Genomic DNA, 13,616 nt, shown 5'->3' on the forward strand with positions numbered 1-13,616 from the left:
GATAGATGAAATAACAGTCAAACAAGAGAAAATTACTTGATTGGTGAAACAGATTAAAGATTTAGAAAGGTGATGATTTGCTGGGGATAGCGTTCAAAATTGACAAAGCTATGATCCCCCCCCTCTTCTACTGTCTGTACTGCACCTTGGTACTTCTCTACCGCTTGTCGGTAATCCAGAACTTCGTCTTCCGTTTGCTGAAGTAACCAGAAGTCACTCGGCTGAGCGATAGCCGGAACCTCTAACGCCTTCAGTTCATTGATATGTTTTGTTTCCAGAACATATCGCTCTTCTGTATATGGATTTACTTGTTCACCTAAATAGTCAGCAAGAAGCTCATACGGCTTAACGGCTGGGTTCACAACCACAGCTTTAAAGCCATAGTGAGTATTCAGCCATGTTGAAAGATAGCCACCCAAAGAACTACCTACCAACGCTATCTGATATTGCTCTTTATATTGCTCCACCAATTGCTGCAAATAAATGGCCGCTTGCTGAGGAAAACTCGGCAGTTGAGGTGTCATCACCTTGATATCAGGACGATGCTCCGCGCAATAGTCAGCCATCACCGTTGCTTTGTGAGAACGTGATGAACTGTTAAAACCGTGAATATAGAGAAGCAGTGGCGGCTTAGCGGCTTGCTGTTCAGAATCAAACATCAATAACCTGCCGCTTCAAAATCAGGTAAGAATTGTCCATGAGGTAAACGGCGAACTTGCGTGCTTACTGATCCATCTTGATGCAATTCAATCTCTCTCCAACCAGGCGACAAAGTATCAACCGCAAAGTCATCTGAATTAGGTTTGAATTGCACACAAGTCGACGGTGTTGCCATGACTTGTACACCATGATGATCTCGATTCATGTCTTGATGAACGTGACCACACAGTACGGCTTTCACATTGGTGTGCTGTTGAACCACTTCCCAAAATTGATCAGCATCTTTCAGATTATGTTGATCCAGCCATGCACTGCCAACCAATAGTGGATGGTGGTGCAGCAGAACCAAGGTATTACGTTCGGGAAATTCGGTTAGCTTTTGTTCTAGTAGATCAAGCTGTTGATCACTGAGACGTCCGTGAGGCACGCCAACCACTTGCGAGTCCAGCATCACCATCTGCCAATTATTACCTAGCAAGACATGCTCAACGCACTGTATTTGTGGTGATGGTAAAACACTGCCCATATTCGGTTTGAAGTCATGATTCCCTGGCAACCAGTAACACGGTTTATCCAAAGGTTGAATTCCTGACTCAAATTTTTGGTACGACTCAGCACTGTGATCTTGAGAAATATCACCGGTTGCTAAAATCGCTTGATAGTCAAAGCCCTGACTAACAATGGCATCGACTACAGCACGAAAGCTATCTTGAGTGTTGATGCTTAATAAGCTGCCATTGCTCGGCGCAAATAAATGCGTGTCCGTTAGCTGTACAAGCTTAATACTGCTCTCATCAAATTTTGAAGTGTGTGATAATTCCAAAATAACAAATCCAGATACGTTACTGTTTAGACTTTAAAAGTGTTTTTAAATAGGCTCAATTAAAAAGAAACTGGAGTTCGGCTGATACCCGTTTTTAAACAAAACGTTAACCATTCCCCAAGAAATTTGTTCAATTGAAATTTCTCATCCTTTTGCAGAAGTTTTGTGTTGGGATAGTCATATTTTGCTTTGACTCGCGAAAAATCCCCGCTAGCGCACACTTCTGCAACTCGAGCGTCGTGATATAGCCTGACAGACATTTTTGGCAAAGGAAACACTGGCATCGCGTCACTCTGACATATATCTATTAATGTGGTGTATTTTGTGACCTCATTCACTGTCAATTGATACACCATATTAACGGCTTGGTAACAGCGAACGTCACCAACCTCATGCTCAACCGGTAACAGAGCATTAAGTTTGGCATAGTTAGTCTCGTAAACTCGCATCAATTCAGCCAGATCGACATGATACGGTTTTTTGACTGCTATATTTGGCATGACGTTAATCTATCCACTCTGACTGTAATTCTTGGTAGTTCAATTGTAGCCACTGCAGCGCGATTATCGTGGCGCCATTTTCAAACACACCGTCTTTTACTAATTGATAAGCGGCTTCGCGACTCATCACTTGTACTCGAATATCTTCACCTTCGTAATCCAATCCGTGAACCCCTTTTGCTGTCGTGGCGTCAACACAACCAACAAAGACGTCGAGCTTTTCTGAGCAACCTCCGGATGAAGGATAATACGAAGTAATAGGCAATACAGATCCGACGTCGACCCCCGCTTCTTCCATCGCCTCACGACAAGCAACATCTTGTGGTGATTCGTCGGTATCAATAATCCCTGCAACAATTTCGTATTGCCACGGGTTCTCATGCTCTAGAGCACCGACACGGATCTGTTCGACGATCACGACTTCGTCACGTACAGGATCATAAGGTAGCAAAGCGGCAGCATGTCCACGCTCAAACATCTCACGCTCGATTGGTTGGCTCCAGCCGCCCTCAAACAGTCTATGTTTAAATGTGTACTTAACCATTTTGAAAAAACCACGAAACAGCGTCTCTTTTGAGACTATTTCCACATCTTGCGGAGTAAACTCATGTCGTTGATTGTCATACTGTTGCATTTGATACCTCACTAAGTGATCTTATAGTTTACTCATTGTCCGAGTTAACTACCAAGGATAAGGTTCAACTTTTAGTATAAAACTTATAATTAAAGTTAAGTTTTAAAAAATAAATATTGCACAAGTGGACAGTTAACTGTAAAAAAGTGCAAAGTTTCGAGTAAATTACCACCAAACTGGGTTAAACTCTTTTAAAGAAAATTCCATTAAAGGCAGGAATAGGAAAATGAAAAAACTGCTTCCACTATTTATCAGTGCAGCAATTGGCAGCCTGAGTTCGTCAGCTTTCGCTGATACGCTAGCTGAGGTTTACGACCAAGCAAAACAGAACGATCCTCAACTTCTTCGTTCAGCAGCGCAGCGCGATGCCGCTTTTGAAGCAGTAACGTCAAACCGTAGTGATTTGCTACCACAAATTGACTTGAGAGCTAACTACGACATCAACCGTGGTGAGCGAAGTGATGTAAATAATGACAGCAATCAATGGGGAGCTGGAATTTACTTTTCTCAGGAGCTGTACAAGCGCTCCTCTTGGATCACGCTAGATACAGCAGAGAAAAAAGCTCGCCAAGCTGATTCTTCATACGCAGCAGAGCAACAAGCTCTGATCCTTCGTGTTGCTACCGCTTACTTCGAAGTACTTCGTGCTCAAGATAGCCTAGAGTTTGTTCGTGCAGAAAAAGCCGCAGTTGCTCGTCAACTGGAACAAACTAAGCAGCGCTTTGAAGTTGGCCTTTCTGCCATCACCGATGTGCATGATGCGCAAGCTCAGTACGATGGTGTTTTGGCTGATGAAGTTTTAGCAGAGAACACTCTGATTAATAACTACGAAGGTCTACGTGAAATCACAGGTCAAGAGCACTCTAACCTAAACATCTTAGATACAGACCGCTTCTCAGCAAGCAAGTCTTCTGAATCTGCTGTTGCACTGGTTGAGCAAGCTCAAGAGAAAAACCTGAAGCTATTGGCATCACGTATTGATCAAGACATCGCTAAAGATAACATCACGCTAGCAAGCTCAGGTCATCTACCTAGCCTAACGTTGGACGGTAGCTACTCTCTTGCCGATCAATCAAGCAGCCCTAGTGATTACGACCAAGATAACCTAAACGTCGGCTTAAATTTAGTTGTGCCTCTATACACAGGTGGTAGTACAACTTCTTTGACTAAACAGGCTGAATACAACTACGTTGCAGCAAGTGAAGATCTTGAAGCGACTTACCGTAGCGTTGTGAAAGACGTTCGTGCATTCAACAACAACATCAGTGCTTCAATTGGTGCGCTACGCGCTTACGAACAGTCTGTTGTTTCTGCTCAGTCGGCTCTAGAAGCTACAGAAGCAGGTTTTGATGTAGGTACTCGTACTATCGTTGACGTACTAGATTCAACTCGTCGTCTATACGATGCCAACAAGAACCTTTCAGATGCTCGTTACAACTACATCCTAAGTGTACTTCAGCTTCGTCAAGCTGTTGGTACGCTAAGCGAACAAGACATTGTTGATGTAAACGCAGGTCTAAAAGTCGCAAGTAAGTAATGCTTAAATCCTAGTTAAATACTCTCACCAGAGTATTTAATAAAGTGACTAGATTACCGTTACAAAAATGCCGCTCAATGAGCGGCATTTTTATTATCTATTGAAAGCTAATTCTCAGCCTAACCCAAAGGTTAAGCCTTGAGACAAGAAAGTTAGAAGACTAAGAGTTAGCCTCGACCACCTTTAATCGCTTTAATGATTTCAGTCGTAGAGCAACCATCTTCAAAGTTAAGTACTTTAACTTCACCGCCAGCCGCAATCACTTCCGCGCCACCAGCAATCTCTTCAGGTTTGTAATCACCACCTTTCACAAGAATGCTTGGAAGAACTTCAGAGATCAAACGTTGCGGTGTATCTTCAGAAAACGGAACAACCCAATCAACCGCACCTAAACCAGCCAGTACCGCCATACGACGATCAGTTGGGTTCACAGGACGACCTGGACCTTTTAAGCGTTTCACTGATTCATCCGTATTCACAGCAACGATCAAACGATCACCTAACTCAGCAGCATGGTTCATGTAAGAGACATGTCCCGCATGCAGGATATCAAAGCAGCCATTAGTCATAACGACTTTCTCACCTTTCGCACGAGCACGTTTCACAGCTTCAACTAGGGCAGCTTCAGAGATCACACCGTAGTCAGTATCTTGGCTACCATGAATCGCTTCCGCTAACTCAATCGTAGACAACGTCGATGTACCTAGCTTGCCGACTACCACGCCAGCTGCAGCGTTTGCTAATGCACACGCTTCATCAAGTGGCTTACCTGCAGCAACTGAAGCTGCTAATACTGAAATAACCGTATCACCAGCACCAGTAACGTCATACACTTCTTTTGCTTGAGTCGGTAAGTGGAATGGTTCTACGCCTTTGCGGAGCAATGTCATGCCATGCTCACTGCGAGTCACTAACAAGGCTTCAAAATCAAACTCTTCGATTAACGCGAGCCCTTTTTCGATCATTTCATCTTCAGACTTAACCTTACCGGCAACCAGCTCAAACTCCGCCATGTTTGGCGTAAGTAATGTCGCACCACGGTAGCGTTCAAAATCTGCACCTTTAGGATCGATAAACACCGGAACGTTCGCTGCGCGCGCTTTTTGAATAAAGCTCTGCACATGCTCCAAAGCACCTTTCGCATAATCAGATAAGATTACCGAGCGTACATTAGGCAGTGCTTGCTCCATGCGAGATAAAACAAGCTCAGGATCCGTGTTCTCAAATTTGTCTTCAAAATCAAGACGGATCAATTGCTGTCCACGGCTCATGACACGCAATTTTGTGATGGTCGGGTAATCGTCCAACTCAACAAAATCACACTTAACCTTTAATGCACCCAAGGTATTTTTCAACACCTCAGCTGGCTCATCTTTTCCAGTTAAACCAACGATATGAGCATGACCACCAAGAGAGGCAATATTCATTGCTACGTTGGCAGCACCACCAGGGCGCTCTTCGTTATTTTCTACTTTAACAACGGGCACAGGTGCTTCTGGTGAAATACGGCCAGTAGGGCCATACCAGTAACGGTCAAGCATTACATCACCGACAACAAGAACGCCTGATTGGCTGTAGTCAGGTAGAATTGGTTTCATTGTGGATCTCCAAAAATCGAATCTGGCTAGAGTCTAGCACACTGATTACAGTGGCTAAACCATAGAAAAATGAGTGAAAGCCTAACTCGATAGATACTCTAGTAGCTAATAAGCAGCTAAGAAGTCGATAAGCGATCACTAAATGATAATGACGTAACCGTTAAGAAATAGTTCCGTTACGCTTCCATCCATTGCTTCCATGCCTGAACAACATGTTCCCTTTCCATTTTAAATTTATCAATCGCCACGTCCGCATCAAGGTTGAGTAGGTTTCGGTGATGGATTTCATCTCTTAATGTTGTATAGGCATTAGTTAATGCCATGCCTTGCTGTTCGTCCATGATCCCTTGTGACAACAGACTTTCAAAGATTCGTACATTGTCACACCAACGAGTCAACTTAGGTTTTTCATTACTGTATCGAAGTACTAAATATTGCGCCAAGAACTCAATATCAGTAATACCGCCCGCATCTTGTTTTAGCATGAATCGATCGGCTTTTTTTCCTCCGAGGTGCCCGCGCATTTTTTCACGCATATCGACAACGGATTTTTTAAGTACAGCTTCATCTCGAGTCAAACACAAAATCTCATGGCGAGTCTTGTTAAATGCCGAAGCCAATAAGTCATCACCATAAATCATACGAGCGCGAGTCAAAGCTTGGTGCTCCCAAGTCCACGCGTCATTATGCTGATACTCATCAAAGGCATCGGTTGGACTCACTAATAGACCAGAGACACCTGAAGGGCGCAAGCGAGTGTCGACCTCGTACAAAATACCAGAAGCAGTTCTGGTCGAGAAAATATGAATAATGCGCTGTGCCAACCTCAGATAAAACTGGCGTCCGTCGATCTCTTTCTTACCATCAGTATAGATGTGTACTGGGCAATCGTGCATGAACACAATATCAAGATCGGAGTTGTAACCCAGCTCCCAGCCACCAACTTTGCCATAACCAACCACCGCAAAACCGCGCCCTTCTCGATCTTTCACATGAGTGGGCTCACCGAACTTAGCCGACACTTGCAGCCATGCTTGATTAATACCCGCCTCAACAATCGCTTCCGCTAAATAGGTAAGGTGATCACTGACCTTCATTACAGGCAAAGCGCCCGCAATATCCGCGGCAGCAATTCTCAGAATACAAGTCTGCTTAAACTGACGCAGACCTTCCATCTGCTGCTCCATATCATCTTCAGGAATACGAGCAAGATAATCACGTAACTCTGTTTTGTAGGACTCTAATGGTACTGGATTATAGAGTTGTTGAGGGTCGATAAGTTCATCTAAAAGAATAGGATAACGACCAAGCTGCTCCGAAATCATCGGGCTCGCTGTACATAAGCGAACGAGTTGAGTGAGGGCAGCGGGGTGCTCATCCAATAGCTCAAGATACGTGGTGCGCGTAACAATTTTTTGCAGCAGGTGCAGCACTCGAGACAAACCAAATTCAGCATCCTTGGCGGTATAGAGCGCTTGAAACACTTTGGGCATTAATCGATTGAGTACTTCACGTCCACGAGGGCCAAGGGTTTTCTTAGCCAAATCAGCTTTGAATTGGATAATGGTTTTCGCCGCTTGCTGCGGGTTAGCAATCGCGATGTCATGCTCTAGAACCTGCTCAATCACATCTTGCTTATGAGCCATATCCCACAACTCACTAAAGTGACTCGCGATTGGGTTAGCATCATCTTCATCAACCCCAATTAGGTCTTCGAATACTGTGTGAACATTCGCCATATGAGCACGGGTCGCATCAATCAAACCGTCCCAATCTGCAAACTGCATGGCGACAGCAAGTTGCAACTGTTCGAAATCGCCATCAGGTAATGTTTGAGTTTGCTTGTCGGCCATCGCTTGTAATAGGTTCTCAAGGCGGCGTAAAAACAGGTATGCCTCACGTAAGTGACCGACCTCTTCTGCTTCTAATAAATGAAGAGATTCAATCGCACTTAACGTCTCCAACAAACCTCGACCACGAAGGCTCGGTTCACGTCCACCACGAATCAGTTGAAAGACTTGAGCAATAAACTCGACTTCACGAATACCACCAGAGCCAAGCTTAATGTTGTTTGATAAGCCGCGACGTCGCACTTCGCTACTGATCATCGACTTCATTCGACGCAAAGATTGAATGGCACTGAAATCAATATAACGACGAAAAACAAACGGACGCAGCATCTGGCGGAGCTCTTGGTATTCAGGGTACATTTCGCTGCCCATCACACGCGCCTTAACCATTGCGTAGCGTTCCCAGTCACGGCCTTGTTCTTGGTAATAGTCTTCAAGAGCAGCATAGCTCATGACCAAAGGGCCGCTCTCCCCGAATGGACGCAAGCGCATGTCGACTCGATAACAGAATCCGTCAAAGGTTTGCTGATCAAGCGCCTTGATAATACGTTGCCCCAAACGCGTGAAGAACTGCGCGTTGGCGATACTTCTTCTTGCTCCTTGGGTTTCACCATTCTCAGGGTAAGTAAAAATTAGATCGATATCGGAAGAGAAATTCAGCTCACCGCCACCTAACTTGCCCATACCTATGATCAACATAGGCTGCGCTTCACCTTGCTCGTTACAAGGTGTGCCCCACTCTTTACAACAAATATCGTACTGCCATTGATAGGTCTCGAAGATCATCGCCTCTGCTAGCATCGACAAATGATTTAAGCTCTGTTCTAGATCCCATGAGCCCATAAAGTCACGCCAAGCAATGTAGGTCATCTCACGATTACGGAATTGACGCAGTACACGTTGACCGCTCATTTCATCAACACAACCTGAAAGTAACTCGGCCAAACGCTTACGATACCCTTCCGCACGCTCTTGGCATCTCAGCACCTCTGGCAAGGTGCTGGATAAAATCGAGTCACGCTGTAAACAATCACCCACAAAACAGCTCAAGCCTAATACACGCTTGAGATCGGCAATCAGCGACTCAGGCCAAATGTTAATGGCGTCACTTTGATGCTCTAATAATTGCTCAAAAGCAGACTGGGAATGAGTGACGAGTAGAGAAGGCAATGGCATGTTTCTTCCTTGTGTAAGCTGCGCACCGAACAATTGGTTTGTCGGTTCGGTTCTTCAATAACGAGTTCTAAAAACTAATGATTAGTTATACCAAAGTTCTGCCAATAAAAAACGCCCACATTAGCAATGTGGGCGTTTTATCAGTGAACTTATCAAGCAAAGCCTTTATCTCTAATAACAAGTCTCCGTGGCCAAACCTCTAGGAATAGACCTTTAGATCTTACAAACTAGAGCTCAGAGCGAAAGCTGGGGATTAAACCTTAAACTGCTTAATCTTACCGTCTAGCTCTTGTGCGTTGCTTTCCATGATCTCAGAAGTCTCGAGAAGCTCACCCACCACCACTACGGAGGCTTCAACAAGCTCACGAACATTGGTCAGGTTGACACTCATCTCTTCCGCGACACTAGTTTGTTGGCCCGCAGCAGTCGCGATCTGGAAGTTCATATCATTAATCTGGTTTACCTGACTTACGATGCCATCAAGCTCAGAACCAGCGTTAGTCACTAGGTCTACGCCTTCAGCGGCTTCAACAACACTCTTTTCCATCAGCTCTACTGCCGAGTTAGCACTGCTTTGTAGATGGCTAATCATATCTTGAATTTCTACTGTCGCTTGCTGAGTACGTTGCGCAAGGTTACGAACCTCATCGGCAACAACCGCAAAACCACGTCCCGCTTCACCTGCACGCGCGGCTTCAATCGCTGCGTTCAAAGCCAATAGATTGGTTTGCTCTGAAATGCCTTGGATAGTACCAACCACACTGCCAATCGAGTCTACGCGCTCTTCTACTTGGTTTACCGCTGCTGCAGAGGCTGCGATGTCAGAAGAAAGCTCACTCATCTTAGAAACAGAACCTTGAACGAACTTCTGACCTGTTAGTGCTTGACCTGATGCTTGCTCAGTAAGAGAAGAAGCACTTTGCGCGTGCTCAGCCACGGTTTGCACAGTAGACGTCATCTCGCTCATTGCTGTCGCTAGTTGGTCGATTTCGTTAAATTCTTCCTGAGCTGAATCTTTGGTTTCGGACATGCTGATGGTCATCACTTCCGTCAGGGCAAACAACTCATCAGAAGAGGCCACCTGAGTTTTGATCATGTCATTCAACTGGACTCGAGTTTTTTCGAGTTCTCGTGCCACATCACCGTATTCATCTTTACAGTCCATTTCAATCGGCACTGATAGGTTCTTATCGGCCATCGTTTTAATGGCGTCATTGAGGTATTGAGTTTGGCGAAGCATAACGCGCGCTGCCGCCAATAGAAGAACCACAAACACAATGATCATCAAGGCTGTTTGCCAAGCCACTTGAACTAGGTAAGTCTCGTAATGCTGCTGTGCAACTTGTGCATTGTTGGTGACTGCAAGTAATGAATCGTAAAACGCACTTGCGTCCCATAGCTGCTTCGAAATAATCAAGATAGTGCTGAAAACCATCAGCATGATCATTTTTGGAACGAGACGGATGTCCGAGATAATCCTTTCCCACGGCTTGAATGACAGTTTAGTCATTGTCAGTTCTCCATTAACTCTTATATATTGATGGCTTCTATATCCGCGAGATGGCTATATCAGTCAAAGTTCGCGATTTATTTTGAGCCTCGTATGAATGTTAAATAGTATCAAAGACACCACTAAGCCGATGAGCTTATTATCACTGATTCTCTCTTTCTTAGCGTTATTTGTGATCTCAGGCTTATTGTTTGCACCGATTGATAAAGAATCGAAACAAGTTCTTATCGGCCTGGACTTTATAATCTGTAGCGTTTTTCTTTTTCAGCTCACTATTGATCTATTCAGATCACAAAATAAGAAAGAATATCTAAAAGTACACTGGATCGATTTCTTGGCAAGCATCCCTATGGTCGAGCCACTTCGATTCGCTCGCATTTTTCAGATCTTGCGCGTGATTCTCGTTCTTCGGTCAGGAAAACGTGTTTTCAGAGAGCTGTTTCGCAATCGAAAAGAAACGACACTCGCCTCGATTATTCTGCTGCTGGTTATTCTCCTGACCATAGGTGCAGGAACAATACTGCTGCTAGAGCACAAGGATCCCAATGCCAACATTACCACTGGCCAAGATGCTTTATGGTGGGCTTTCGTAACGATTAGTACCGTGGGGTACGGCGATCATTATCCAGTGACGAGCTCAGGCAAGTTAGTCGCTTCTCTGGTGATCATTTGTGGTGTGGGTGTTTTTGGTATGATTTCAGGGTTGATTACTTCTTTGATCACCTCTCCAACTCGCCATGACAATCAACGAGCTGAAAACAAAGAGAAGCACCTTGAGAAGATCATTGAGCAACAACAGAAAATTCTCGAACGACTAGAAAAGCTGGAACAACAAACAAAAAAATAGGGCCGAAGCCCTATTTTCAATTTCATGTTGTTATGAAACTCAGTCTTGCCAATACGGCTCAACTTCTACACTTATTTGGCGTGTCTGTTCCATCGCATGCAGAATAGACACCTCTTGACGAGCTAACCAACGCTCTAGCTGAACCTTCTCATCGCCTTCTAACTTCTCAGTCAAAGGCTCTAATGTTTTAAGTGCCAGCAAATCGTCAATACCTTGCACCATATCGGCCCATGGCAAGCGGAAACTGTTTCGTTCATCGTCATCATACAAACTCGCGAAACCAACACCAGAATATAGGTTTCTCATCAAACGATATTGCTGTTCAATATACGCTTGGCTAGTCATCACTCGCTCTGGCGGGAAAGCTTCCATCAAGTCGGCCCATGTGCGATCGAGTTGCTTAACCGAAAACCATTCGATACCACGTGCCATTTGTTCACGTGCTTTTTCGTCTAAGAATGGTTGCCAGCCACGAGACAAGATCCAGCGACTCAGATCTAGCAACAAACCAGTGTAACGAGCAGAGCTCAACAGGGTAAGCAGTTCTTCGCGATCGGGAAGTTGCTCTTGCATCTCTTTAAGTTCAGCGACCAAAAACTTACGCGCATCCAATTTACGCAGTACGTGGCCTTTATCTTCGAGCAAATCTTCGAAGTGGTCATAGCTTTTTAGCCAGTCGAGTTCTTGCTCAAGCCACTTAAGCTCTTGGCGTAAAATAGCACTCGCGCGTCTTGGGACAATGCCACCATAGATGGTGAAGGTTTGACGAATAAAACTCAGCGAGTGACTGATCTCATGTAACGCTTCAATGGATTGGCGCTCGGTGAAGATCTGCTCGTGATAATGCCAATGAGCGAGAGCATGCTCTAAAGATTGAATGAAACACGATTCAACAGTATCACTTTTAGCAGTATCAACTAAGGTCAAAGGAGTGACTTCATCTCCTTGATAACCTTGAGCAAGGCGGTAACCCTTAGCGGCTTTGCTTAGATTACCTAAACGCATGCCACCTTGTTCACAGAATTGACGAGACAGTGTAAACAGAGCATCTGTTTGACCGGACTTAAGTTCCAATTCGACTTCACAAATCGGTTCTTGCAGTTCGCCTGATTCAACAAAACCTTGATCGAATGCGACCTCGACTTGACTGCCATCAGGCATACCAATCAACCACTGCTCACGTGTGAAGTTGGTAGAAAATAGAGGAGTCAACTCAGCTTCCAGCGTTTCGATGTCTTTGCCCGCTGGCCAGATGTCCTCTGGATGTAGGGCTAGCTTAGGTTCATTGCTGTCATGTTCTGCATTGTATTCAGGCCTTTGATGCAGGCCTGCAACCACACGACCAGCCGTCTTTACGGTTTGTACAAATACGTCATCAAAGCGTCGAATGCGCAAGCCAGTATCGTGCTTACGTAACCAGTTATCGGGGGTGTCAAAGTAGATGTTACCTAGCTCACGACAACTGTGCTGAAGTACTTTAGTTTCAGCAATTTTATTGCGTAAAGTCTCTGAAAAATCAGGAGAAACAAAAAACTTCAGTTCTATCTCGGTTTCCATAGTTATACCTTTCTGTGAAGATAGGGACAGGATATTGCCAATTTGAAAACTCAGCAAGTCAGAAATATCGCCCTTATGATGATCTAAAACAGTTTTAATGAGACATTGATTAGGTTAACATGCGCGACTTTGTAGCCATCGCTTAACATTTCACCATGAATATGGTGTATGTTGTTTTAAGGTTATTATTTATTAGGTTGGATGACCATGCCAGTAAATACAATTATGGGGTTATTTGCAAAGTCCCCAATTAAACCTTTGCAGCGTCACGTAGTATGCGTGAACGAATGTTGTTCTCACCTAGTTAATTTCTTTGAAGTTTCTTCAAAAGGTGACTGGGAGAAAGCATCAGAAATTCGAGCTCAAATTTCTCACCTTGAGAAAGAAGCTGACGTACTAAAACGTGAAATTCGCCTTAAACTTCCTCGCGGTTTGTTTATGCCAGTTGATCGCACCGATATGTTGGAGCTATTAACTCAACAAGACAAACTAGCAAACCTAGCGAAAGACATTGCTGGCCGTGTATATGGTCGTCAACTTGTCATTCCTGCTCCTATGCAAGAAAACTTCATCGCTTACGTTAAACGTTGTCTAGATGCAGCGAACCAAGCACAAAACGTAATCAATGAACTAGACGAATTACTTGAAACGGGCTTTAAAGGCCGTGAAGTAACACTCGTTGCTGAAATGATTCATCAATTAGATGTAATTGAAGATGACACGGACGCGATGCAGATCGAACTACGCCAACAACTAATGGCGATTGAAGATGGTCTGAATCCAGTTGATATCATGTTCTTATACAAAATTCTTGAATGGGTTGGTGGTATTGCAGATCAAGCACAGCGTGTAGGCGCTCGTCTTGAAGTAATGCTTTCTCGATCTTAAATCATACGTTAACTATATAACGAAGAGCATTTTTTG

The 13,616-nt window shown here is 44.4% G+C and carries 11 protein-coding genes; 3 read left to right on the forward strand and 8 right to left on the reverse strand.

Annotated elements, in window-relative coordinates; all coding sequences use genetic code 11:
* Positions 1-53: 53 nt before the first annotated feature.
* From yqiA to nudF, 4 genes are read right to left on the reverse strand one after another with little or no spacing between them, the layout of a single operon-like run.
* Positions 54-659, reverse strand: a complete 606-nt coding sequence (gene yqiA / locus ACED59_RS09845; protein WP_017098295.1) for an esterase YqiA — start codon at positions 657-659, stop codon at positions 54-56.
* Positions 659-1,483 carry a 3',5'-cyclic-AMP phosphodiesterase gene (gene cpdA, locus ACED59_RS09850; RefSeq protein ID WP_009848963.1) on the reverse strand — a complete coding sequence of 275 codons (825 nt, stop codon included), beginning with the start codon at positions 1,481-1,483 and terminating at the stop codon, positions 659-661. Before cpdA ends, yqiA begins: the two co-directional genes overlap by 1 nt.
* A 59-nt stretch (positions 1,484-1,542) precedes the next feature.
* Positions 1,543-1,983, reverse strand: coding sequence for a DUF1249 family protein (locus tag ACED59_RS09855; RefSeq protein ID WP_009848962.1), 441 nt, complete (start codon positions 1,981-1,983; stop codon positions 1,543-1,545).
* A gap of 4 nt (positions 1,984-1,987) precedes the next feature.
* Positions 1,988-2,617 carry an ADP-ribose diphosphatase gene (gene nudF, locus ACED59_RS09860; protein WP_017098294.1) on the reverse strand — a complete coding sequence of 210 codons (630 nt, stop codon included), beginning with the start codon at positions 2,615-2,617 and terminating at the stop codon, positions 1,988-1,990.
* A 226-nt stretch (positions 2,618-2,843) separates the two neighbouring features.
* Here nudF and tolC point away from each other — a divergent pair, with 226 nt between their 5' ends.
* Positions 2,844-4,154 carry an outer membrane channel protein TolC gene (gene tolC / locus ACED59_RS09865; RefSeq protein WP_017098293.1) on the forward strand — a complete coding sequence of 437 codons (1,311 nt, stop codon included), beginning with the start codon at positions 2,844-2,846 and terminating at the stop codon, positions 4,152-4,154.
* 167 nt (positions 4,155-4,321) lie between these two features.
* Here tolC and hldE read toward each other — a convergent pair whose 3' ends face one another.
* The 3 genes from hldE to ACED59_RS09880 form a co-directional block, all read right to left on the reverse strand.
* Positions 4,322-5,752, reverse strand: a complete 1,431-nt coding sequence (gene hldE / locus ACED59_RS09870; RefSeq protein WP_009848977.1) for a bifunctional D-glycero-beta-D-manno-heptose-7-phosphate kinase/D-glycero-beta-D-manno-heptose 1-phosphate adenylyltransferase HldE — start codon at positions 5,750-5,752, stop codon at positions 4,322-4,324.
* 176 nt (positions 5,753-5,928) lie between these two features.
* Positions 5,929-8,778 carry a bifunctional [glutamate--ammonia ligase]-adenylyl-L-tyrosine phosphorylase/[glutamate--ammonia-ligase] adenylyltransferase gene (gene glnE, locus ACED59_RS09875; RefSeq protein ID WP_017098292.1) on the reverse strand — a complete coding sequence of 950 codons (2,850 nt, stop codon included), beginning with the start codon at positions 8,776-8,778 and terminating at the stop codon, positions 5,929-5,931.
* A 253-nt stretch (positions 8,779-9,031) separates the two neighbouring features.
* Positions 9,032-10,288, reverse strand: coding sequence for a methyl-accepting chemotaxis protein (locus ACED59_RS09880; RefSeq protein ID WP_017098291.1), 1,257 nt, complete (start codon positions 10,286-10,288; stop codon positions 9,032-9,034).
* 97 nt (positions 10,289-10,385) lie between these two features.
* Between ACED59_RS09880 and ACED59_RS09885 the strand changes: the two genes are divergently transcribed.
* Complete coding sequence (locus ACED59_RS09885) at positions 10,386-11,135, forward strand: potassium channel family protein (RefSeq protein ID WP_017098290.1); 750 nt, start codon at positions 10,386-10,388, stop codon at positions 11,133-11,135.
* A 39-nt stretch (positions 11,136-11,174) separates the two neighbouring features.
* On the opposite strand, the gene ACED59_RS09890 is transcribed toward ACED59_RS09885, so the two are convergent.
* The gene (locus tag ACED59_RS09890; protein WP_009848973.1) at positions 11,175-12,692 is read right to left on the reverse strand and encodes an inorganic triphosphatase; all 1,518 of its coding nucleotides are present in this window, start codon (positions 12,690-12,692) and stop codon (positions 11,175-11,177) included.
* Positions 12,693-12,899: 207 nt separating this feature from the next.
* On the opposite strand from ACED59_RS09890, the gene ACED59_RS09895 reads away from it, so the two are divergent.
* Positions 12,900-13,580, forward strand: coding sequence for a TIGR00153 family protein (locus ACED59_RS09895; RefSeq protein ID WP_029223984.1), 681 nt, complete (start codon positions 12,900-12,902; stop codon positions 13,578-13,580).
* Positions 13,581-13,616: the final 36 nt, after the last annotated feature.

It is taken from the genome of Vibrio sp. FF266 (assembly GCF_041439695.1).
Lineage (GTDB): Bacteria > Pseudomonadota > Gammaproteobacteria > Enterobacterales > Vibrionaceae > Vibrio > Vibrio tasmaniensis_A.